General features: G+C 74.4%; 19 protein-coding genes. 4 read left to right on the top strand and 15 right to left on the bottom strand.

The window, feature by feature from the left end; all coding sequences use genetic code 11:
* Nucleotides 1-116 precede the first annotated feature (116 nt).
* Both leuS and ITJ40_RS07855 read right to left on the bottom strand, forming a co-directional pair.
* Nucleotides 117-2,675 carry a leucine--tRNA ligase gene (gene leuS, locus ITJ40_RS07860; protein ID WP_194666504.1) on the bottom strand — a complete coding sequence of 853 codons (2,559 nt, stop codon included), beginning with the start codon at nt 2,673-2,675 and terminating at the stop codon, nt 117-119.
* A gap of 99 nt (nt 2,676-2,774) precedes the next feature.
* A complete protein-coding gene (locus ITJ40_RS07855) occupies nt 2,775-4,256 on the bottom strand; it encodes an anthranilate synthase component I family protein (RefSeq protein WP_194666503.1) in 1,482 nt (493 codons plus the stop codon).
* A 53-nt stretch (nt 4,257-4,309) separates the two neighbouring features.
* On the opposite strand from ITJ40_RS07855, the gene ITJ40_RS07850 reads away from it, so the two are divergent.
* Nucleotides 4,310-5,128, top strand: coding sequence for an aminotransferase class IV (locus tag ITJ40_RS07850; protein ID WP_194666502.1), 819 nt, complete (start codon nt 4,310-4,312; stop codon nt 5,126-5,128).
* Between the two features lie 9 nt (nt 5,129-5,137).
* On the opposite strand, the gene cydC is transcribed toward ITJ40_RS07850, so the two are convergent.
* The 4 genes from cydC to ITJ40_RS07830 are packed head-to-tail and all read right to left on the bottom strand — an operon-like array spanning nt 5,138 to nt 11,007.
* Nucleotides 5,138-6,826 carry a thiol reductant ABC exporter subunit CydC gene (cydC, locus tag ITJ40_RS07845; protein ID WP_194666501.1) on the bottom strand — a complete coding sequence of 563 codons (1,689 nt, stop codon included), beginning with the start codon at nt 6,824-6,826 and terminating at the stop codon, nt 5,138-5,140.
* The gene (gene cydD, locus ITJ40_RS07840; protein ID WP_194666500.1) at nt 6,823-8,583 is read right to left on the bottom strand and encodes a thiol reductant ABC exporter subunit CydD; all 1,761 of its coding nucleotides are present in this window, start codon (nt 8,581-8,583) and stop codon (nt 6,823-6,825) included. The genes cydC and cydD overlap by 4 nt, the downstream gene beginning before the upstream one ends.
* Before the next feature lie 7 nt (nt 8,584-8,590).
* The gene (gene cydB, locus ITJ40_RS07835) at nt 8,591-9,595 is read right to left on the bottom strand and encodes a cytochrome d ubiquinol oxidase subunit II (protein WP_194666499.1); all 1,005 of its coding nucleotides are present in this window, start codon (nt 9,593-9,595) and stop codon (nt 8,591-8,593) included.
* Nucleotides 9,595-11,007, bottom strand: coding sequence for a cytochrome ubiquinol oxidase subunit I (locus ITJ40_RS07830; protein ID WP_194666498.1), 1,413 nt, complete (start codon nt 11,005-11,007; stop codon nt 9,595-9,597). The genes cydB and ITJ40_RS07830 overlap by 1 nt, the downstream gene beginning before the upstream one ends.
* 410 nt (nt 11,008-11,417) lie before the next feature.
* Between ITJ40_RS07830 and ITJ40_RS07825 the strand changes: the two genes are divergently transcribed.
* On the top strand, nt 11,418-11,882 hold the full coding sequence (locus ITJ40_RS07825; protein ID WP_194666497.1) for a hypothetical protein: 465 nt from the start codon (nt 11,418-11,420) through the stop codon (nt 11,880-11,882).
* Between the two features lie 305 nt (nt 11,883-12,187).
* Here the strand turns inward: ITJ40_RS07825 and ITJ40_RS07820 are convergent, their stop codons facing one another.
* Nucleotides 12,188-12,715 (bottom strand): GNAT family N-acetyltransferase, encoded by a 528-nt coding sequence (locus tag ITJ40_RS07820; protein ID WP_194666496.1) that lies wholly within the window; start codon nt 12,713-12,715, stop codon nt 12,188-12,190.
* A 51-nt stretch (nt 12,716-12,766) separates the two neighbouring features.
* Here ITJ40_RS07820 and ITJ40_RS07815 point away from each other — a divergent pair, with 51 nt between their 5' ends.
* Together ITJ40_RS07815 and ITJ40_RS07810 are read left to right on the top strand one after the other, a co-directional pair.
* Nucleotides 12,767-13,237, top strand: a complete 471-nt coding sequence (locus ITJ40_RS07815) for a GNAT family N-acetyltransferase (protein ID WP_194666495.1) — start codon at nt 12,767-12,769, stop codon at nt 13,235-13,237.
* Entirely contained in the window at nt 13,234-14,079 is an 846-nt protein-coding gene (locus ITJ40_RS07810; protein ID WP_194666494.1) for a UbiA family prenyltransferase, read from the top strand. The genes ITJ40_RS07815 and ITJ40_RS07810 overlap by 4 nt, the downstream gene beginning before the upstream one ends.
* Here the strand turns inward: ITJ40_RS07810 and ITJ40_RS07805 are convergent.
* The 8 genes from ITJ40_RS07805 to ITJ40_RS07770 all read right to left on the bottom strand — a co-directional run bounded on the left by ITJ40_RS07805 (nt 14,072) and on the right by ITJ40_RS07770 (nt 21,063).
* Nucleotides 14,072-15,265 carry an NAD(P)/FAD-dependent oxidoreductase gene (locus ITJ40_RS07805; protein ID WP_194666493.1) on the bottom strand — a complete coding sequence of 398 codons (1,194 nt, stop codon included), beginning with the start codon at nt 15,263-15,265 and terminating at the stop codon, nt 14,072-14,074. The genes ITJ40_RS07810 and ITJ40_RS07805 overlap by 8 nt on opposite strands.
* The gene (locus tag ITJ40_RS07800; RefSeq protein ID WP_194666492.1) at nt 15,262-15,984 is read right to left on the bottom strand and encodes a class I SAM-dependent methyltransferase; all 723 of its coding nucleotides are present in this window, start codon (nt 15,982-15,984) and stop codon (nt 15,262-15,264) included. The genes ITJ40_RS07805 and ITJ40_RS07800 overlap by 4 nt, the downstream gene beginning before the upstream one ends.
* Complete coding sequence (locus tag ITJ40_RS07795) at nt 15,984-17,204, bottom strand: type III polyketide synthase (protein ID WP_194666977.1); 1,221 nt, start codon at nt 17,202-17,204, stop codon at nt 15,984-15,986. Before ITJ40_RS07795 ends, ITJ40_RS07800 begins: the two co-directional genes overlap by 1 nt.
* Nucleotides 17,201-17,650, bottom strand: coding sequence for a DUF3618 domain-containing protein (locus ITJ40_RS07790; RefSeq protein WP_228511865.1), 450 nt, complete (start codon nt 17,648-17,650; stop codon nt 17,201-17,203). Before ITJ40_RS07790 ends, ITJ40_RS07795 begins: the two co-directional genes overlap by 4 nt.
* Nucleotides 17,651-17,794: 144 nt before the next feature.
* Complete coding sequence (locus tag ITJ40_RS07785) at nt 17,795-18,724, bottom strand: ABC transporter substrate-binding protein (RefSeq protein WP_194666491.1); 930 nt, start codon at nt 18,722-18,724, stop codon at nt 17,795-17,797.
* A 13-nt stretch (nt 18,725-18,737) separates the two neighbouring features.
* Complete coding sequence (locus ITJ40_RS07780) at nt 18,738-19,463, bottom strand: ABC transporter permease (RefSeq protein WP_043587050.1); 726 nt, start codon at nt 19,461-19,463, stop codon at nt 18,738-18,740.
* Nucleotides 19,460-20,161 carry an ABC transporter permease subunit gene (locus ITJ40_RS07775; RefSeq protein ID WP_194666490.1) on the bottom strand — a complete coding sequence of 234 codons (702 nt, stop codon included), beginning with the start codon at nt 20,159-20,161 and terminating at the stop codon, nt 19,460-19,462. Before ITJ40_RS07775 ends, ITJ40_RS07780 begins: the two co-directional genes overlap by 4 nt.
* Nucleotides 20,158-21,063 (bottom strand): ABC transporter ATP-binding protein, encoded by a 906-nt coding sequence (locus ITJ40_RS07770; RefSeq protein WP_194666489.1) that lies wholly within the window; start codon nt 21,061-21,063, stop codon nt 20,158-20,160. Before ITJ40_RS07770 ends, ITJ40_RS07775 begins: the two co-directional genes overlap by 4 nt.
* Nucleotides 21,064-21,147: the final 84 nt, after the last annotated feature.

Genomic DNA, 21,147 nt, shown 5'->3' with positions numbered 1-21,147 from the left:
CAGCGCCGTTCGGCGGGGTCTGGGGATCGCCGTCGCGGATCCGCCCTGGGATGGAGCGGGGCGGCCCGTCGCCGGACCGCCCCGTCTCACCGCGACGCGGGGTCGCGGGCCGTCCCTCAGGGAGCCGGCGTGGTGGTGATGCTCACGATCTTCGGCGCGCGGACGATGACCTTGTCGATCGTGCGCCCCGCGGTGGAGCGCTTGACGCCCGCCGTCTCACGCGCGAGCGCCTCCAGGTCCTCCGCGGTGATCTTCGCGTCGACGTCGAGCTTGTCGCGCACCTTGCCGTCGACCTGCACGACCGCGGTCACCGTGTTCACGACGAGCAGGTTGCGCTCCGCCTTGCGCCACCCCGCGAACGCCACGGAGCCCTCGCGGCCGAGGCGCTTCCACATGTCCTCCGCCGTGTACGGCGCGAACAGGCTGAGGGCGACGGCGACGACCTCCGTCGCCTCACGCACGGCCGCGTCCCCGCCGCCGGGGCCCTGGTCGATGGTCTTGCGGATGGCGTTGACGAGCTCCATGGTGCGGGCGATGACGACGTTGAACTTGAACGCCTCGAGCATCCCGGGCGCCTCCGCGAGGAAGCGGTGGGTGACGCGGCGGAGCGCCTCGTCCCCCGACTTCCACTCGATCTCGGGCGCGCTCGTGATGTCCCCGGTGAGGCGCCACGCGCGGGCCAGGAACTTCGCGGAGCCCGACGGGGACACGTCCTCCCAGTCGATGTCGTCCTCCGGCGGGCCGGCGAAGGCCATGGTGAGGCGGATGGCGTCGACACCGTGACGGTCCATCTCGCTTCCGAGGTCGACGCCGCCCTTGCTCTTCGACATCTTGCTGCCGCCGGAGAGCACCATCCCCTGGTTGAGCAGCGCGCTGAACGGCTCCGTGAAGGTGACGTAGCCGAGGTCGAACAGGACCTTGGTGATGAAGCGCGAGTACAGCAGGTGCAGGATCGCGTGCTCCACGCCGCCCACGTACTGGTCGATGGGCGCCCAGCGGTCGGCGTCGGCCGGGTCGAACGCCTTCGTGGCGTCGTTGGGCGACAGGAAGCGCAGCCAGTACCAGGAGCTGTCCATGAACGTGTCCATGGTGTCGGGGTCGCGCGTGGCCGGGCTGCCGTCCACGGGGCTCGGCACGTTCGTCCACTCCGTGGCGGCCGCCAGCGGCGACTTGCCCTTCGGCGTGAGGTCGAGCCCCTCGGTGTCCGGCAGGCGGACGGGCAGCTGGTCCTCCGGCACGCGGATCTCGTTGCCCTCGGCGTCGTAGACGATCGGGATGGGGGTGCCCCAGAAGCGCTGGCGCGAGATGAGCCAGTCGCGCAGGCGGTAGTTCTTCGCCGCGCGGCCGCGGCCCTCCGCCTCCAGCTGCTCGATGACGCGCTTGATCGCGGGCTGCTTGCTCAGGCCGTTCAGCGAGCCGGAGTTGATGAGGCGGCCCTCGCCGGGCAGCGCGACACCCGTGCGGCCGGGCAGCACCTCCTCGAGGTCCGGCAGCTCGCCGTCCTCGGGGATGATGCGGATCGCGCCCGTGACGGGCTGCGTCGTGTCGACCACGACGCGCACCGGCAGGTCGAAGGCGCGCGCGAAGTCGAGGTCGCGCTGGTCGTGCGCGGGCACGGCCATGACCGCGCCGGTGCCGTAGTCGGCGAGCACGTAGTCGGCCGCCCAGACGGGGATCCGCTCGCCGTTGACCGGGTTGATCGCGGTGCGGCCGAGCGGGATGCCGGTCTTCGGACGGTCGGTCGTGGAGCGCTCGATCTCGTTGAGGCGCTGCGTGCGCTCGAGGTAGCCGCGGAAGTCCGCGCGGACCTCGTCCGACGCGCCCTCGACGAGCTCGGCGGCCAGGTCGCTGTCGGGCGCGACGACCATGAAGGTCGCGCCGTGCAGCGTGTCGGGACGCGTGGTGAAGACCGTGACCGGCTCGTCGCGGCCCTCGACGACGAAGTCGACCTCGGCGCCGATGGACCGGCCGATCCAGTTGCGCTGCATGCTGAGGACCTTCGCCGGCCATGTGCCCTCGAGCTGGTTGAGGTCGTCGACGAGGCGGTCGGCGTAGTCGGTGATGCGCAGGTACCACTGCGTGAGCTTCTTCTTGACGACCACGGCGCCCGAGCGGTCGGACGTGCCGTCCGGCAGCACCTGCTCGTTGGCCAGCACCGTCTGGTCCACCGGGTCCCAGTTGACCCAGCTGTCCTTGCGGTAGGCGAGGCCCTTCTCGTGCATCTTGAGGAACAGCCACTGGTTCCACGTGTAGTACTCGGGGTCGCTCGTGTGGAGCTCGCGCTCCCAGTCGAAGGACAGGCCGTAGCGCTTCATCGACTGCTTCTGCGTGGCGATGTTCGCGTAGGTCCACTCGCGCGGGTCGACCCCGCGCTTGATGGCGGCGTTCTCCGCGGGCAGGCCGAAGGAGTCCCAGCCGATGGGGTGCAGAACGTTGAAGCCCTGCTGGCGCCAGTAGCGCGCGACCGCGTCGCCGAGCGCGAACGCCTCCGCGTGGCCCATGTGGAGGTCGCCGGAGGGGTACGGGAACATGTCGAGGATGTACTTGCGGGGGCGGGTGTCGCTCGCGTCCGGCGTGCGGAACGGCTGCTCGCGCTCCCAGACCTCCGACCACTCGGCCTCGATGGCGCGGAAGTCGTAGGTGTCGCCGGGGGTGTCGGGGGTCTCGTGTGCCAAGGGCGCTCTCGATTCGATGCGGGGGTCGCGGCCGTGAAGGCCTCGACAAGACTAGTGAACGCGCGAGGCCCGTCCCGAACCCGTGGGAGGGGCTGCCGGTCAGGCCGGGTGGCGCGCGCTGGGGAGGGACGGACCCGCCCCGCCTGCACCGCCGGGCGACGTGGCCACGCGAGCCGCGCGGACGGCGGCCAGGAGCGGCGCGGCCTTCACGCGCACCTCCTCGAGCTCCTCCCGGGGGACGGAGAGCGCGGTGATCCCCCCGCCCGCGCCGACGGTGGCGTGGCCGCGGGTGACGACGACCGAGCGGATCACCATGGCGAGGTCGACGCGACCGTCGTCGCCGAACCAGCCGAACGCGCCCGCGTAGACGCCGCGCGGACCGCGCTCGAGCGCGGCGAGGATGCCGACGGCCGCGGACTTGGGGGCGCCCGTCATGGATCCCGCCGGGAAGAGCGCCCGCACCGCGTCGACGGCGGTGACGCCCGGGGCGAGCTCCCCCTCGACGCGGCTCACGAGCTGGTGCACCTGCGCGTAGGCCTCCACGGCGAACAGGCTCGTGACGCGCACGGATCCGAGGACGCACACGCGGCTGAGGTCGTTGCGCATGAGGTCGACGATCATCACGTTCTCGGCGCGCTCCTTCTCGCTGGCGAGGAGCTCGGCGCGCGCCCGGGCGTCGGCGGCGGGATCCGCGTGGCGGGGGCGCGTGCCCTTGATCGGCAGGGTGCGGAGCGTGCGGGCCGCGTCGACCTCCACGAACCGCTCGGGCGAGGCGCTGACGAGGGTCGTGTGGCCCACGCGGAGGAACGCGCCGTGGTGGGTGGGGCTGAGGGCGCGGAGCGCGAGGTGCACGAGGACCGGGTCGACCTCGCCGGGGACCTCCGCGCTGTTGGTGAGGCACAGCTGGTACGCGTCGCCGCGCCGGATGGACTCCTGGCAGGAGCGGATGAGTCCGAGGTAGGCGTCGTCGTCGTGGCGCCAGACGGGGGTCGCGTCGGCGGCGTCCTCGGCGCGCGGCACGGGGTGCGTGCCGGGGCGCGTGCCGGTCGCGCCCACGCGGGCGAGCTCCGCCCCGACCGACTCCGGCCAGGGATCCCCCGGGCGCGCGACGGCCCACACCTCGCCGGCCCGGTGGTCGAAGGCGATGAGGCGATCGACGCGCATGGCGGCGGCGGGGACCTCGCCCGCGGCGTCCGCCGGCGCGCTCGGCGGGGCGTGGTGGAGCGGCACGGTCTCCCTCCACGCGTCGTGCGGGATCCAGCCCACGACGCCGAGCCGGAAGGCGAGGCCGTCCGGGAGGCCGTCGGGGTCGGAGTCGGCGTCGGCGGATGCGGCGCGCGCCCCGGTGGGCGCGGGGAGGAGCTCCGCCAGCCCCGCGAAGACGCCGTGCGGCCACTCCGCGACGGTGCAGGCGGAGGCCGCGAGGTAGCTCCACCCCTCCCCCGCCGAGTCGTCGAGCCACGCCACGTCGCCGACGGTCTCCGCGGCGAAGAGCGCGAGGAAGACCGCCTCCGGATCGTGCCAGCCGTCCAGCCGCCGGCCGACGATCCGCGGCGCGGGCTGCGCGTCGCCCTCGTGCATGCTCGGCCTCCCGGTGTCGTGAGCGCACCCGACGGCCGCCTAGCCTCAAGGGTATGAGTTCCGAGACGATCCTCCGGTGGAGCGCGGCCGGATGGGCGACGACGGCCCCGGATCCCGCCGGTGGAGGAGCCGAGGAGCCGCGACCCGCCGCCCATCGGGTGCTCGCGGCCGACTCGTTCCTCGTCGACGACGGCCGCGTGCTCGCGCTCGACGTGCACCGGCAGCGGTTCCTCGCGTCGCTGCGCCTGCAGTCCGCCGCCGTGCCGGATCCCGCCGCCTTCCTCGACGCCGCGGTGGCCGCGCTGCCCCGCGAGGGCGCGTGGTTCCCGCGCGTGGAGGCGCTCCGCGGGCCCGACGGCGACGTCGCGCGACTCCTGGTGCGGCCGGCGCCGGAGCGCACGGCGTCGGTGGTCCTCCGCGACCACGACGGCCCGGATCCGCGCACGATGCCGCGCGTCAAGGGACCGGACCTGCACGCGCTCGGCGCGCTGCGGAGCCGCGCGGCCCGGTACGGCGCAGGCGAGGCGGTGATCCTCGCGGATGACGGCACGATCGTGGAGGGCGCGTACAGCGCGATCCTGTGGTGGCACGGCGACGCGCTCGCGGTCGTCGAGGGGGACGTGCCGCGGATCCCGAGCGTCACGGAGCGCAGCATCGTCGCCCTGGCCACGGCCCTCGGCGTCGACGTGCTGCACGAGCGCGCGCGGCCGGCCGACCTCGACGGCCGCGAGGTGTGGGCGGTCAGCGCGCTGCACGGGATCCGCCTGGTGCGCGGCTGGATCGACGGGCCGGCCACCGCGGCCGAGCCCGGCCGCGTGCGCGCCTGGCGGACGCGGCTCGACGCGCTGCGGCGCGAGCTGCCCGCGGGCTGACGCCGGCCCTCAACCCGTCCGGGCGCCGTCCGTCCGGACGCGCAGCTCGACCGTCCGGTCCACGAGGTCGCCGGGCACCTCCGTGTGCGTGAGCAGGAGCACCCCGCGGCCGCGCTCCCGGGCCGCGACCAGCACGTCCCGCAGCACCGCCTGCGCGCGTCCCGCGTCGACGTCGGCCGTCGGCTCGTCGAGCACCAGCACCGGGAAGTCCGCGAGCAGCGCGCGGGCGAGGGCGATGCGCTGCGCCTGGCCGCCGGAGACGAGGCCGCCGCGGTCGCCGACGCGCGCGTCGAGGCCGCCCCGCTCGGCCGTCCACCCCGCCAGGCCCACGCGCGCGAGGGCGGCGAGGAGATCGTCGTCGGTCGCGTCGTCGCGGGCGAAGAGCAGGTTCTGCCGGACGCTCGCGTCGAACAGGTGGGGCGCCTGCTCGCAGAGGCCGACGATCCCCCGCACGGCAGACGGGGCCATCGACCGGGCGTCCCGGCCGTCCAGCTCGTAGGCGCCGTCCGACTCCAGGAACCGGGCGAGGGCGGCCGCGAGCGACGACTTGCCGGATCCGCTCGGGCCGCGCACGACGACGGTCTCCCCCGGCCGCACCACGAGCGACACGGGCGCGAGGGCGTCCTGCCCGGCGCCCGGCCAGCGCGTGACGAGGTCGCGGACCGCGAGCGTCGTGCCCCCGGGCGGCGTGGCCTCCGGGACGGGCTCCCCGGCGGAGGCGTCCGGCTCGCGCGGGATCTCCGCGGGCACCGCCTCCGGCACGACCCCCGCCACGCGCTCCGCGCTCGTGCGCACGCGCCGCCACGCCTGCACCGCGAGCGGCACGGCGGTCGCCTGCTCGACGAGCGCGAGCGGGACCAGCGCGGCCAGGGCCAGCCAGGCGGGATCCAGCGTCCCGGAGGCGAGCCCCGGCACGCCCTGCAGCACGGTCCAGCCGGCGACCGTGCCCGTGCCGGCGAGCACCACGCCCGTCGTGACGCCCGCGGCGGAGGCGCTGCGGAGCTCCGCGCGCCCCAGGTCGGAGGCGGCGCGGTCGATGGCGGCGAGGCGCGCGTCCACCGCCCCGAACGCGGTCAGGACGTCGAGGCCGCCGACGAGGTCGAGCACCAGGTCCTGCAGCCGGGCGCGGAGCGGCGCGATGCGCGTCTCGGCGCGTCCCGCGATCGCCGTGGTCGCGCCGACCCCGACCGCGAGGCCCAGCGCGAGCACGACGGCGAGCGCGATCCCCGCCGCCGGCAGCACAGCCGCCACGACCGCGACGCTGGCCACCTGCACGATCACCGACACCGCGAGCGGCTGCACGACGCGCAGCGGCAGGTCCTGGAGCCGGTCGACGTCGCCGACGAGCCGGGTGAGGAGATCACCGCGACGTGTGTCGCGGAGCCCGGCGGGCGCGAACGGCAGGAGGCGCTCGAAGACGCCCACGCGCAGCGTCGACAGCGCCCGGAACGCCGCGTCGTGGCTCGTGATGCGCTCGAGGTAGCGGAACGCGGCGCGGCCGAGCGCGAACGCGCGGACGCCCACGATGGCCATGCCGAGGAACAGGATCGGCGGCTGCTCGGACGCGCGCGTGATGAGCCAGGCCGAGGTCGCGAGCAGCGCCACGGCGCCGACCGCGCTCGCGAGACCCGCGGCGAGGCCGGGCAGGGCGCGGCGCGCGGGCGGCTGCGCGAGGCGGAGGACGTCGTCGCGGTTCACGGCGCCACCTGCGCGCGCCAGGCCGGCTCGGGGGCGATGCGCGCGGGGGCGGGGGTGGCCGCACGGTCGTCGCCGGCCGCGGGGCCGGTGTCCGCCGGCATGGGCTCCGCAGCGGATCCGTCGCCCAGCCGCAGCTCCGCGTCCGCCGCCCGCACGAGCGCGCCGCGGTGGGTCACGACCACGACCGCGCGTCCCTGGTCGGCGAGCACCCGGATCCCCGCGGCCAGCCGCTCCTCGGCTGCCGCGTCGAGCGCGGAGCTGGGCTCGTCGAGCAGCACCAGCGGGCAGTCGAGGGCGAGCGCGCGGTGCACCGCGCGCGCGACGGCGACCCGCTGCGCCTGCCCGCCCGAGAGGCCCTGCCCGCCGACGCCGAGCACGAGGTCGGGGTCGATGCCGTCGGCCGCCGCCAGGTCGAGCGCGCGCCGGACGACCGCGTCGTCGGGATCCGCGACGCCCAGCGCCACGTTCTCGCGCACCGTCCCCGCGACGAGCCCCGGCCGCTGACCGGCCCACGCGATCTGGGTCGGGACGGGCGGGCGCGGCGTCGGGTCGTCCGCGCCGTCGACCCAGCCGACGGATCCGCCCGCCGGCAGCTGCTCGAGCACCGCCTGCAGGAGCGAGGACTTCCCCACGCCGCTCGGCCCGGTGACGGCCGTGACGCGTCCCCGCGGGAACCGCGCGGAGACGCCCGCGAGCACGGCCTGGTCGCCCCGCGCGACGACGAGGTCGCGGATCACGAGCGCGTCGCCGGCAGCGGGCGGCCCGGTCGCGGGACCCGCCGTGGGACGCGTCGCGCGCATCGCCCGCTCCTCCTCGAGGATCCCGAGCACGTCGTCGGCGGCCGCGACCCCCGCGGCGGCGGCGTGGAACTGCACGCCCACCTGCCGGATCGGCAGGAACGCCTCGGGCGCGAGCAGCAGCACGAAGAGCCCGACCTCGAGGTCCAGCTGCCCGCCGATGAGGCGCACGCCCACCGACACCGCCACGATCGCGACCGACAGCGACGCCGCGAGCTCCAGCACGAAGCCGGAGAGGAACGAGATGCGGAGCACCCGCATGGTCTCGACGCGGTACTCCTCCGTCACCCGGCGGATGCGGGCGGTCTGGCGCCGCGCGCGTCCGTACACCAGGAGCGTCGACAGCCCGTCGACCACCTCGAGGAAGCCCGACGCGAGGTCCGTGAGGCGCGACCACTGCCGCCGCTGCACCTCCTGCGTCGCCCAGCCGACGAGCACCATGAACACCGGGATCACGGGCAGCGTCGCGAGCACGGTCACGCCCGTGAGCGGGTCGGAGACGAGGAGCACGGCCACCACGATCGGGGTGGCGAGCGCCGTGAGGATCAGCTGGGGCACGTAGCGCGCGAAGTACGGGTCGAGCGCGTCGAGACCGGGACCCGCGATCGTCACGAGGCGCCCGCGGCTGCGACCGGCCGTCCAGGCGGGGCCGAGGCCGGCGATCGCCCGGAGCGCGCGTCGGCGCAGCTCCGCGGTGACCTGTGCGGCGCCGCGCGCGCCGGCCACCTCGAGGAGCCATGACGCGGCGCCGCGCCCGACCGCGGATCCGACCGCGAGCGCGAGCACGGGCGCGAGCGCGGACTGGTCCGCCCCGCCGATCGCCCGCACGACGAGCTGCGTGAGCGACCAGCAGAAGGCCACGAGCGCGATGGTCTGCACCACGCCGAGCAGGGCGCCGATGACGAGCATCGTCCGCGCCGACGCGGAGTGCCGCAGCAGCCGGGGATCCAGGGGCTTCACGTCGCCCCTAGTGCGCGGCCTGGGCGATCACGGCGCGCGTGATGCGCTTCCGGAACACCCAGTACGTCCACGCCTGGTAGGCGAGGATCAGCGGCAGCGCGAACCCGGCGACCCACGTCATGATCGTGAGCGTGTACGGCGACGAGGACGCGTTCTCGAGCGTGAGCCCGTTCGCGGGATCGTTCGACGCGGGCATGACGAACGGGTGCAGCGCCGTGAAGAGGCTCGCGACCGCGAGCGCGATGGTCGCCGCGAGCAGCCCGAACGCCCACCGCTCGCGCCCCCGCACGTTGGCGAGGTACGACCCGACGAGGGCGACGGCCGCGAGCGCGGACACGAGCCCCGACAGCGCCGTCCCGTGCGCGAGCGTCGTCCAGACGAGGAAGGTCGCCGCGATCACGATGGTCACGGCGCCGACGCGCATCGAGAGCAGCCGGGCGCGGGCGCGGATCGGCCCGTCGGTCTTGAGCGCCGCGAACTGCAGCCCGTTCACGAGGAACAGCGAGAGCGTCGTGAGGCCGCCGAGGAGCGCGTACGGGTTCAGCAGGTCGAGCGTGGATCCCGTGTAGTCGTGGTGCCGGTCCATCGGCACGCCGCGCACCACGTTCGCGAACACGACGCCCCAGAGGAACGACGGCACCGCGGATCCGACCACGATCATCGCGTCGAACCACCCGCGCCACCGGTCCGACGCCCCCTGGTGGCGGAACTCGAACGAGACCCCGCGGAGGATGAGCGTGAGGAGGATCGCGACGAGCAGCAGGTAGAAGCCGCTGAACATCGTGGCGTACCACCCGGGGAACGCCGCGAAGAGCGCGGCGCCCGCGACGATGAGCCACGTCTCGTTGAGGTCCCACACCGGCCCGATGGTGTTGATCAGCACGCGGCGGTCGGTGTCGTCCTTCGCGAGGAACGGCAGGCTCATCCCCACGCCGAAGTCGAAGCCGTCGAGCACGAAGTAGCCGACGAAGAGGAAGGCGATGACGCCGAACCAGATGGTGGGCAGGTCCATCAGTACACGCTCGCTTCCCGGGCGAGCTCGCCCGTCTCGGGGTCCGGCTCCCGCTCGGGATCCGGCCCCTTCTGCGCGGCCTTCAGGATGAGGCGGAACTCGACCACCGCGAGCGACCCGTAGACGAGCGTGAACGCGACGAGCGAGAGCAGCACCTGGATCCCGGTGACGTTCGGCGAGACCGCGGACGAGGTCTGCAGCAGGCTGAAGACGATCCAGGGCTGGCGGCCCATCTCCGTGAAGATCCAGCCGACCGTCATCGCGAGCAGCGGCAGCGGGGCGGCCCAGATGGCGACCCTCCACATCCAGGCGCGAGTGATGCGGCGGCCCCGGCGGGTGAACCAGAGGCCCGCGACCGCGACGGCGATGGCGGCCATGCCGAAGCCCATCATCCAGCGGAACGCCCAGTAGGTGACCCAGATGGTGGGCGTGTAGTCGCCGGGTCCGTAGCTCGCCACGTACTGCGCCTGCAGGTCGTTGATGCCCTGCACGGTGCCGTCGAGGGTGTGCGTCGAGAGGAACGACAGCAGGTACGGGATCCGGATGGAGAACAGCTCGCTCGACCCGTCCGGCGTGCCCCAGGTGAAGAGCGAGAACGACGCGGCGGCGCCGGAGGAGGTGTCGTAGTGCGCCTCGGCCGCGGCCATCTTCATGGGCTGCGTCTGCACCATGGCCAGTCCCAGCTGGTCGCCCGACAGGATGGTGAGCGCGCCGGAGACGACCATGAACCACATGCCGAACCTGAGCGCCGGCATCATCGTCTCGGGGTGCTGGTTGCGCGACAGGTGCCAGGCGGCGACCGAGATGATCACGGCGGCCGCGCACATGAAGGCCGCGAAGATCGTGTGGGGGAACGCCGCGAGGGCGACCTTGTTGGTGAGGAGCGCCCCGATGTCGGTGAGCTCGGCGCGTCCGCGGGCCTCGTCGATGCGGTAGCCCACGGGGTTCTGCATGAACGCGTTGGCCGACAGGATGAAGTAGGCCGACAGGATCGACGCGATCGACACCACCCAGATGGACGCGAGGTGCAGCCGCTTCGGGAGCTTGTCCCAGCCGAAGATCCACACGCCGATGAACGACGCCTCGAGGAAGAACGCGAGGAGCCCCTCGAGGGCGAGCGGGGCGCCGAACACGTCGCCGACGAAGCGCGAGTACTCGGACCAGTTCATGCCGAACTGGAACTCCTGCACGATGCCGGTGACGGTGCCCATCGCGAAGTTGATGAGGAAGATCCTCCCGAAGAACCGCGTGAGCCGCAGGTAGTGCTGCCTCCCCGTGCGCACCCAGGCCGTCTGGTACAGCGCGCAGACGAAGGCCATGCCGATCGTGAGCGGCACGAAGAGGAAGTGGTAGACGGTCGTGAGGCCGAACTGCCAGCGCGAGAGGAGGAGCGGGTCGAGGAGGTCGTTCACTCGGGGCGACCGCTCGGGCGACGGCCGGCCGCGGCGGGATCTGCGGGGCGGGGACCTGCGGGGCTGGTGCCCGCGGCGAGGTGCTGCGGTGTCATGGCGACCGGATGCGCTTCCTGTGGAGGGCGGATCATGCGGGGGTGAGGCTCCATCGCGACGCTTCGATTCTACGTCTTGTAGACGATCCGCGCGAGCCCGGCGCGCGGATCCCGGCCGCGTCGCGTTGGCCGGCCGGCGGCGCGCGCGACACCGGGCGTTCACCCGGCCGGGCGAGGGTCGGAGCACGCTGCCGGATCGACGTCGACCCGGTGCGCCCACGCGCGTGGCCGGCACCGGCCCCGCGCCCGCCGTCGGCATCCGGATCCGGCACCGCACCCACCCGCACCGCGCACGTCGACCGAAGGGCCGCCGCCATGACCTCCTCCGCCCCCGCCTCCTCCGCGTCCGGCCTCACCCGCGGATCCGTCGCGGCGACCGCGCCCGCCGCGGGCGCGCCCGCCGCGGGCGCGCCCGCATCCGCGTTCGTCGCCCTGCTGGTGGCCGACGGCGCGCACGTCACGGCACGGGTCGCCGAGGCGGCCGACCGCCTCGCGGCCGGAGAGGACACCGCGCGCTACGAGGCACGCACCGCCTCCGTCGAGGACGCCGTCGTCGTGGCCCTCGCGCTCGTGGCCGGCGGGCTCGACGTCCGCGACGCCGCGCAGCACGCCGTGGACGGGGATCCCGCGCCCGTCATCCAGGCGCTCCAGTCGCTCGCCGGACGCGGCGGCGTGGAGCCGTACCTCCTGCGCAACGGGCTCACGGTCGACCAGTTCCACGCGCTCCGCGACGCCGTCGTCGCGGTCGGCGGACGCGAGCTCGACGAGTCCCAGGACTGACCCGACGGCGGGCGCCGTCCCGCTCGCCGGACGCGCCCCTCCTTCTGGGGCCACCCCGGGGTGTCCGCACAAATGAGGACACGGCTAGAGTCGGCGATGAGCGCACGGCCCTTACCCCCCCTTGGGCCTGGCGCTCGCAACCCGACGAGCACGTCCGTCCACCCCCCCCGGATCGGACGGCTCCCGGACCACGGAGATCGCCCGTCCCCCGAAGGACCGCGATCACCGGAGAGGCCCGGCACCCGTGGCGTTCCCGCGCCCCGTGCCGGGCCTCTCGATCGTCCGCCGCCGCGGGACCGCGCGCGTCAGCCCGCCTGGCCGGGATGCCCGCCGGCCGCGTCGTCGACCAGCGGCAGATGCAGGATGGCGAGATCCAGCGGCCGGCCGAACTTCCAGCCGATGCCGGGCAGCAGCCCGACCTGCCGGAATCCGAGCCGCTCGTGCAGGCGGATGGAGCCGGTGTTGCCGGCCTCGATGTCGGCGAACACGGCGCGCTTGCCGGCGTCCCGCGCGTGCGCGACGACCGCCTCGACGAGCGCGCGGCCGATGCCCCGCCCCTGGAAGGCGTCGCGCACGTAGACCGAGTCCTCCACCGAGAAGCGGTAGCCGGAGAGGCGCCGCCACGGGCCGTAGGTGCCGTAGCCCGCGAAGGCCCCGTCGACCTCGGCGACGAGGATCGGGTCGCCCGCCGCCGTCGTCTCCCGGAACCACGCCTCGCGGTCGGCGCGATCCACGGGCTCCTCGGTCCAGAGGGCGGTGCCGGTGAGGATCGCGTGGTTGCGGATCTCCAGCAGGTCGTCGATGTCACGGGGCTCGGCGGGGCGGATCCTCATCCCGGAAGGGTAGCGGAGCGGTCGGGCGACGCCGTGCGGCAGGATCGACGCATGGACCTCACCATCTCGCGGGTCGCGTGGGACGACGACGCGGCCGTCTCCCTCCGCGCCGCTCAGCGCGCCGAGCTCGACCTCCGCTACGGCGGCGACACGGAGCCGGGCACGAAGCCCACGGCCGACGACGTGGCCGCGTTCCTCGTCGCGCGCGACGCGGACGGGACGCCCGTCGGCTGCGGCGGGATCCGGCCGCTCGGCGACCGCGGCGACGGGACGCCGTGGGCGGAGCTCAAGCGCATGTACGTGGTGCCCGCCGTCCGCGGCACGGGCGTCGCGACGGCCCTCCTCCGCGCCCTCGAGGAGGCGTCCCGCGAGCTCGGCGTGGTCGACCTGGTGCTGGAGACCGGCCCGGAGCAGCCCGACGCCATGCGGTTCTACGTCCGCGAGGGCTGGACGGAGATCCCCCGGTTCGGCGCCTACGCCGACTCCGAGGGCTCACGCTGCTACGGGCTGACGCTCGCGTGATCCGCCGCCTCCGTCTCCTCGCGCTCTCCTCGCACCCGGGCCCGACGGCCACCGTCACCGTGCTGGCCGCCGTGCTCGCGATCGCGCTCGGCCACGGCCCCGGGCGCGTGGTCGCGGTGGCGCTGGCGGTGCTCCTCGGGCAGCTGTCCATCGGGCTGTCCAACGACTGGATCGACGCCGAGCGCGACCGCAGCGTCGCTCGCGTCGACAAGCCGGTGGCGCGCGGCGAGATCACGGTCGGCCAGGTGCGCGCCGCCGCGCTCGCGACGGCGGCCGCCTGCCTGGTCGCGTCGGCGGCGCTCGGACCCGCGTTCCTCCTCGCGCACGTCGTGCTGGTCGGCGCCGGCTGGGCCTACAACGCGGGGCTCAAGCGCACCGCCGTCAGCGTGGCGCCGTTCGTCGTGGCCTTCGGGATCCTGCCGACCGTGGTCGCCCTCGGCGCCGCGGACCCCGTGCCGGCGGCCGCCTGGGCCATGGCGACGGGCGCGGTGCTCGGCGTCTCCATCCACTTCACCAACGTGCTGCCCGACCTCGAGGACGACGCGCGCACGGGCGTGCGCGGCCTCCCGCACCGGCTGGGACGCGTGCCATCCGGCCTCGTCGCGTTCGGGGCGCTCGCGCTCGGCGCGGTCGTGGTCGCGGTCGGACCGGTGCTCGCGGATCCCGCGCACACCGTGACCCCGCTCGCCGTGGTCGGGCTCGTCGTCACGCTGGGCATCGCCGCGTGGGGCGCCGTGCTCGTCGTCACCCGGCCCCCGGGACGCCTGCTGTTCCAGCTGATCATGGCGGCGTCGCTGCTGCTCGTCGCCCAGCTCGCGCTGAACGCGACGCGCCTCACCTGACGCGCGCGCCCGCGTCCCGGCCCATGGCGTAGACGGAGGCGAGCCCGGCGGCGGCGGCGGGCGAGGCGAGGACCGCGCGCAGTCCCGCGTCGCGCACCAGCCGGGTGAGGCCCCGGACGGGCCGCCCGAGGGCGGTGTTGATCTCCGACTGCACGGCCGCGCGCCGCGCGCTGGCGAGCCGGTCGCGCTCCCAGCGGCCCAGGCGGGCGGCATCCGGCACGCCGCCGCGTGTGCGCACGGCATCGACCAGGATCGGCGCGAGGGCGTCCGCGTCGAGCCAGCCGAGGTTCATGCCCTGCCCGCCGATGGGGCTGATCTCGTGGGCCGCGTCGCCGATCAGGAGGCCGCGTCCGGCGGCCATGCGGCGGGCGAGGCGCCGGCGCACCCCGAAGCCGCTGACCGGATCGAGCTCCGCCGCCGCCACGAGGTGCCCGGTGCGCTCGGCCACGGCACGGGACAGGACGGTCGCCGGATCCCCCTCCCGCTCCCCCGGGCGGAGGCCCACGACGAAGCGCCGCCGGCCGGCGGGCAGCGGGAAGGACTCGACGACGCCGTCCGGATGCAGCGTGACGACCGCGTCGTCGCCGCCGCCGGTGCGGTCGGGCGCGTCGCCCATGAGGAAGCGGTCGGGCAGGGGGCGCTCGTCGACGCCGATCCCCAGGAGCCCGCGGACGGCACCGCGCGTGCCGTCCGCGCCGATCACGAGGGACGCGGTGACCTCGACGGCGGCGCCCGCAGCGTCCCGCCCGCGCGCGCGGACGCCGCCGCCCGGCAGCCGCACGGGATCCGCGTCGAGGTCCGTGAGCGTGACCCCGCGACGGACGGCGTCGGGCGCGAGCGCGTCCAGGCGCCGGGTGAGGATCGCCTCGGTGCGCCACTGCGGGAGCGCCGCGACATAGGGGTGCGTGGCCGAGACCCCCGCGAACGAGACGCGTCCGAGCTCCCCGCGGGGCCCCATCGCGATCCCCTGCCGGACCAGCACCGCCTCCGCGACCATCTCGCCCGCCACGCCGAGCCGGTCGAACGCGTCGAGCGACGGCGCGTGGATGCCGATGGCGCGGGACAGCAGCGCGGGGGCGGGGCGCGCCTCCCACACGCGCACGTCGAGCCCAGCCCGGGCGAGGAGCGCGGCGAGGTGGATCCCCACGGGCCCGCCGCCCACGACCAGCGCGTCGACGCGGGTCATCGGCCCGTGCGCCGGACGAGGCCCCCGCCGGCCGCGGCCGGGTCGCGGACCACGAGCACGCGGAACGGCACGGCGCCCTCGACGCGCCAGCCCGCGGGCACGCGGAGGGCGAGCTCCGCGGGCGTCCAGCTCCGGCGGATCGACCGGAGCCCGTCGACGTGCACGAAGGAGCCGCGAGCGACGAGCCGGGATGCCGGCCCGTACAGGGCGTAGGCGAGCCGGCCGCGCGCGATGTCGCCGTGGATCGCGCGCGGCGCGAGCGCGGCGGAGTCGGCGAGGAGCGCGTCGAACGCCGCCTCGTCGAGGTGGTGGAGCACGTGGTTGCTCGTCACGATGTCGAAGCGGCGGCCCTCGGCCACGAGCTCGGCGCTCGACGCGGGGAGGAACGCCACGTCCGGATCCGCGGGCCGGGCGGACGCGAAGGCGGCCGCGCGCGGATCCGGGTCGATGCCCGTGATGCGCAGCCGCAGCCCGTCGCGCCGGGCCCACCGCGCGAGCGCGATCGGCACGTCGCCGCCGCCCGACCCGATGTCGAGGAGCGTCGTCTCCCGCTCGCCGGACAGCAGCGGCCGGATCCGGGACCGGTAGACCCCGCGCCATCCCGCGACCACGCGGTTGACGAGCGCGAACCGCGCGTACGTGCGGTCGAGCGCCACGGGATCGCAGCCCGGGTCGTCCATGAGCTCGGTGAGCTCCGTGTCGCGCCGGGAGAGGTCCATCACGCGGTCCGACGCGTCATGAGCGCCGTCTCGACCGTGAGGCCGGGCCCGAACGCCATCGCGCACACCCGCCCCGCGCCCGGGCCGATCGCCGGGATGGGCGGGGCGTCCGCGATGTCGGGGCGTCCGGGGACGTCGGCGGCAGGCGTCCGGTGCAGGATCCGCCGCAGCACGAACAGCACCGTCGCGCTCGACATGTTCCCGACCTCCGCGAGCGTCGACCGCGACGCCTGCAGCTGCGCGGGCGCGAGCCCCAGGCGGTCCTCGACCCGGTCGAGGATGCTGCGGCCGCCGGGATGGATCGCCCAGTCCTCGATCGCGGCGGGCGCGACGCCCTGGAGCGCGGGCACCTGCGCCCACAGCGGCTCCAGCGCGCCCGTGATGTGCTCGTCGATGATCTTCGGCACGTAGCTCGACAGGATCATGTCGAAGCCCTGGTCGCCGATGGTCCACGCCATGTCGTCCTCGCCCACGGGCGTGAGCACGGTCTCGAACGCCTCGAGGTCGAGCACGGTGGATCCGGCGGGGGCGGGCCGCGCGGTGACGACGGCGGCCGCCGCACCGTCGCCGAAGACCGACGAGGCGACGATCGTGTCCGCGTCGTCCGACGAGTGCAGGTGGAGCGAGCAGAGCTCCACGCACACCACGAGGACGACGGCGTCGGGGTCGGCGGCGCAGAACTGCGCGGCCATGCGGAGGGCCGGGAACGCGCCGTAGCAGCCCATGAAACCGAGGTGGAAGCGCTGGGTGGATGCTCCGAGGCCGAGGCCCCGGACGACCTGGTAGTCGGGCCCGGGCGCGTAGAAGCCCGTGCAGGAGACGGTGACGACGTGCGTGACGTCCGACGCCTCGATGCCCGCCACCTCGTCGACCGCCTGCCGCGCCGCCTCGAGCAGCAGGGCGGGGGCCTCGCGGATGTACGTGTCGTTCCGCGCGCCGGTGCCGGGGGTGAGGATCCGCCCGCGCTCCCGGTCGTAGAACACCGGATCGCCGTCGCCGGCCTCGAGATCCGCGTCGGCGCCCGCCATGCCCGGCGCGGTGCCGAGCTCCCGGATCACCGTGTGCCGCGTGCGGATCCCCGACGCGTTGAAGGCCGCGGACACGAGCCGCGTGCCCAGCCGGCCGAGCTCCGGCTGGCTGCCGAAGAGGTCGCGCACGCCGTCCTGCGCGAGGACCGTCGGCGGCACCGCCGTGGCGATCGAGCGGATGGAGGCGATCAGCGTCGGCCGCCGGAGACGACGGCCGCGCCGACCGCGAGCACGACGGCGACGGCGCCCGCGCCGATCGAGGCCGCGACGGCCGGGTCCTCCTTCGTGAACGCGCGTGTGCGGCGCGCCACGTCCCGGCCGGTGGCGCGGACGCGCGTGGTGACGTCGTCGCGGATCGCGCGGGCCCGGGCCGAGGCGTCGGCCTTCAGCTCGGAGGCGCGGGCCGGCACGTCGAGCGCGGTCTCGAGCTCCCGGACGGTGCGCGCGAGCTCGTCGCGGCCGGCGCGGATGTCGCGCTTGAGCTCCTCCGGGCTGCGCTTGGGCGCCGGGGGGATGTGCGCGCCCTCGCCCTGCGGCGCCGACTCGGCCACCGCCTTGTGCTTGCGGACCTCGCGGGCCACCGTCGTCACGGCGCCCAGCACGCTCACCTCACCTGTCGGGGACTTCTTCTTCGCCATGCGCGGGCTCCTGCCATCGGGGACGTACGTGCGGTGGATCCATCATGCTCCGTCGTGCCCACGCGGGCACCCACGGGGCGAGGGGCCGGCGCGCGTGCGTCGACCCCTCGCGGGTGCCGGGCGCCTCCGCCCGGTCGGCGCCTCCTAGAAGAGGGCCTTCTCCTTCAGCCAGTCGGCGGCGATGGCGGCCGGCTCGGCCTTCTCGTCGCCCTGGTTGCGGCGGTTCATCTCGGTGAGGTCCTCGGTGGTCAGCGCGGCGGACACCTTGTCGAGGATCGCCGTGACGTCGGGGTTCATCTTCGCGGTGTTCACGAGCGGCACGACGTTCTGCGCCTTGATGAGGTTCTCCGGGTCGGTGAGCGTGACGAAGTCGTTGTCGAGGATCGACGGCGTGGTCGAGTAGATGTTCGCCATGTCGACCTGGCCGTCGAGGAGCGCCTTGACGGTGTTGGGGCCGCCCTGGTCCTCGATGGTGACGAGGCTCGCGTCGATGCCGTACGTGCCCGTGAGCCCGGGGATCCCGTACTCGCGCTCTCCCAGGACCGCGCCGCCGCCGACGCGGACGGTCTTGCCCTTGAGGTCGGAGAGGCTCGTGACGCCGTTGGTCTCCGAGTACTGCTTCGTGACGTTGTACGAGTCCTTGTCCTCGGCGGGCGACTCGTCGAGCACCTCGAAGCCGGACGGCAGCGCGCCGCTGAGCGCCGAGTACACGTCGTCGCTGCTGGTGGCGGTCGAGTCCGCGTCGTACGCGGCGAGCAGGTTGCCCGTGTACTCGGGGATGAGGTCGATGGACCCCTCCTCGAGCGCCTTGAGGTAGACCTCGCGCTCGCCGATCTGCAGGTTGCGCGTGACCTTCACGTCGTTGGCCTCGAGCGCCTGCGCGTAGACCTCCGCGAGGATGACGTTCTCGCCGAACGCGGCCGAGCCGACGGAGATCGTGTCGGTGGGGGCTGCCGATGCGGGCTGGCCGCCGGTGGGGTCGGTGGGGTCGCCGGACGCGCAGCCGGCGAGGGCCATCGCGGTGCCGACCGCGACGGTGCCGAGGAGGACCCGGCGGGAGATGCTGAGGGACATTGCTGTGTTCCTTTCAGGAGGTGGTGCTGACCGCCGGCCTCGACGAGGCACGGGCGGAGTCGGAGGGACGGCCCGCCGCGGCGACGACGCCTCGGGGGACGACGAGGCGCTGGACGATCGCGAGCACGCCGTCCACGACCAGCGCGAGGACGGTGACGAGGATGGAGGCGGACACCATCAGCGGGTAGTTGCTCGTCGTGAGGCCGGTGAAGATGTCGGGGCCGAGGCCGCCGAGCCCGAGGTAGGCGCCCAGGGTCACGGTGCTGATGACCTGCAGGGTCGCGGCCCGGAAGCCGCTGATGATGAGCGGCAGGGCCAGCGGGATCTCGACCTTCCCGAGGATCTGCCACTCGGTCATCCCGACGGCGCGAGCGGCGTCGACGGTCGCCCGGTCCACGGCCTGCAGCCCCGCGTAGACGCCGGCGAGCAGCGGCGGGATCCCGAGGATCGCGAACGTGATCATCGGGCCGGTCAGGCCGATCCCGAAGACGAGCCCGAAGAGGACGAGGACGCCGAGCGTGGGGAGGGCTCGGAAACCGCCGGAGACCGAGACCGCGATGGTGCGGCCGCGCCCGGTGTGGCCGATGTAGAGCCCGGCGGGGACCGCGACGAGCGCCGCCAGGAAGATGGCGAGGAACGTGTAGGAGAGGTGCTCCCCCAGCCGGACGCCCGTGCCGGTCGCTCCGCTCCAGCGGCTCGCGTCGAAGACGAGGCCGAACGCCTCGGCGAACAGGTTCACGGCAGTCCTCCGGTCACGGCGATCGGGGATGCGGCAGCCGCGCTGCGTCGCCGGCCCCGGGCGGACATCGAGCGCGACCAGGGCATGAGCGCGCGGCCGAGCAGCACGAGGATCAGGTCGAACGCCAGGGCGATGACGAGGATCCCGACGACGCCGGTGAATATCTCCGTGTAGAAGGACCTCTTGTACCCGCTGAGGATCATGGTGCCGAGGCTCTGCACGCCGATGAGCGAGCCGACCGTCACCATGCTCACCGTGCTCACGGAGACGACGCGGAGGCCTGCCAGCAGCACGGGCCCGGCCAGCGGGAGCTCCACGCGCCAGAAGCGCGCCCAGCCGGCGTAGCCCATGGCGGTGGCCGACTGCGTGACGTCCGCGGGGACCGAGGCGAGCGCGTCCGTGGTGATGCGGACCATGAGCGCCACGGCGTAGACGGTCAACGCGATGACGATGTTCCCGGCGAAGAGGAACGAGGTGCCTATGAGGCCCGGCACCACGAGGATCAGCGCGATGGACGGGATCGTGTACAGCAGCCCGCCCACAGTGAGGAGGAGGCCGCGGACCCGGGTGTAGCGGTTCGCGAGCCAGCCGAGCGGGAGGGAGAGGAGGAGCCCCAGGACGATCGGCGGCGCGGCCAGCGCCACGTGCGCGACGGTCAGGTCGAGCACCGTCTGGATGTTGGCGATGACCCAGTTCACGCGGGTCCCGCACCCTGCGCCGGGGCACCGGGGGCGTGCGCGGCCCCCGCCTCGGTCGGGGCGGATGCGGAGCGGACGGCGGCGCGCCCCGCGTCGTCGAGCACGCCCACGAGCCGGCCGTCGCGGTCGACGAGCACCTGTCCCGTGCCGGTGTCCTCGACGTGCAGCGCGCGCTTGCCCTTGTCGGCGCCCACGAAGTCGCGGACGAAGTCGTTCGCCGGGTTCGAGAGGATCTCCTGCGGCGTGCCCTGCTGGGCGATGCGGCCGCCCTTCTCGAGGATCACGACCTGGTCGCCGAGCAGGAACGCCTCGTCGATGTCGTGCGTCACGAAGACGACGGTCTTGTCGAGCTGGGTGCGCAGGCGGATGAGCTCCTGCTGCAGGTCGTCGCGCACGAGCGGGTCGACGGCGCCGAACGGCTCGTCCATGAGCAGGATGTTCGGATCCACCGCGAGGCCGCGGGCGACGCCCACACGCTGCTGCTGGCCGCCGGAGAGCTGAGACGGGTAGCGATCGGCCATCGAGCGGTCGAGGCCCACGGTGTCCATGAGCTTCAGGGCGCCCTCGCGCGCGGTCCGCTTGTCGACGCCGGTGAGGCGTGGCACGGTGGCGATGTTGTCGACGACCTTGCGGTGCGGCAGGAGGCCGGAGTTCTGCATCACGTAGCCGATGCTGCGGCGGAGCTTCACGGCGTCCTGGGTGGCGATGTCGGTGCCGTCGATCTCGATGCGGCCCGAGGTGGGCTCGACCATGCGGTTGATCATGCGCATGAGGGTCGTCTTGCCGCAGCCCGAGGATCCGACGAGGACCGTCGTGGTCTGCGAGGGGACGACGAGGCTGAAGTCCTCGATCGCGAGCGTGCCGTCCGGGTACTGCTTGCGGACGTGGTGGAACTCGATCATGGTGGCTCATTCCTCGTACGCGCTACGAATCGACACTTGCCAGGTCCTCCAGCGAACCATGCCGGCGTCGGAACGACCGCACCG

The organism is Clavibacter sp. VKM Ac-2872, from assembly GCF_015351105.1.
In the GTDB taxonomy this organism is placed as follows: Bacteria; Actinomycetota; Actinomycetes; order Actinomycetales; family Microbacteriaceae; genus Clavibacter.
Note: the sequence above shows the minus strand (reverse complement) of the source record. Positions and strands in the feature narration are given on the sequence as shown.

Bases quoted from the DNA above. Each gene is read 5' to 3' on its own strand.
- ITJ40_RS07855 (WP_194666503.1), bottom strand. From the start codon at position 4,256: ATGCACGAGGGCGACGCGCAGCCCGCGCCGCGGATCGTCGGCCGGCGG.
- ITJ40_RS07850 (WP_194666502.1), top strand. From the start codon at position 4,310: ATGAGTTCCGAGACGATCCTCCGGTGGAGCGCGGCCGGATGGGCGACG.
- cydB (WP_194666499.1), bottom strand. From the start codon at position 9,595: ATGGACCTGCCCACCATCTGGTTCGGCGTCATCGCCTTCCTCTTCGTC.
- ITJ40_RS07825 (WP_194666497.1), top strand. From the start codon at position 11,418: ATGACCTCCTCCGCCCCCGCCTCCTCCGCGTCCGGCCTCACCCGCGGA.
- ITJ40_RS07820 (WP_194666496.1), bottom strand. From the start codon at position 12,715: ATGAGGATCCGCCCCGCCGAGCCCCGTGACATCGACGACCTGCTGGAG.
- ITJ40_RS07815 (WP_194666495.1), top strand. From the start codon at position 12,767: ATGGACCTCACCATCTCGCGGGTCGCGTGGGACGACGACGCGGCCGTC.
- ITJ40_RS07805 (WP_194666493.1), bottom strand. From the start codon at position 15,265: ATGACCCGCGTCGACGCGCTGGTCGTGGGCGGCGGGCCCGTGGGGATC.
- ITJ40_RS07800 (WP_194666492.1), bottom strand. From the start codon at position 15,984: ATGGACCTCTCCCGGCGCGACACGGAGCTCACCGAGCTCATGGACGAC.
- ITJ40_RS07790 (WP_228511865.1), bottom strand. From the start codon at position 17,650: ATGGCGAAGAAGAAGTCCCCGACAGGTGAGGTGAGCGTGCTGGGCGCC.
- ITJ40_RS07785 (WP_194666491.1), bottom strand. From the start codon at position 18,724: ATGTCCCTCAGCATCTCCCGCCGGGTCCTCCTCGGCACCGTCGCGGTC.
- ITJ40_RS07770 (WP_194666489.1), bottom strand. From the start codon at position 21,063: ATGATCGAGTTCCACCACGTCCGCAAGCAGTACCCGGACGGCACGCTC.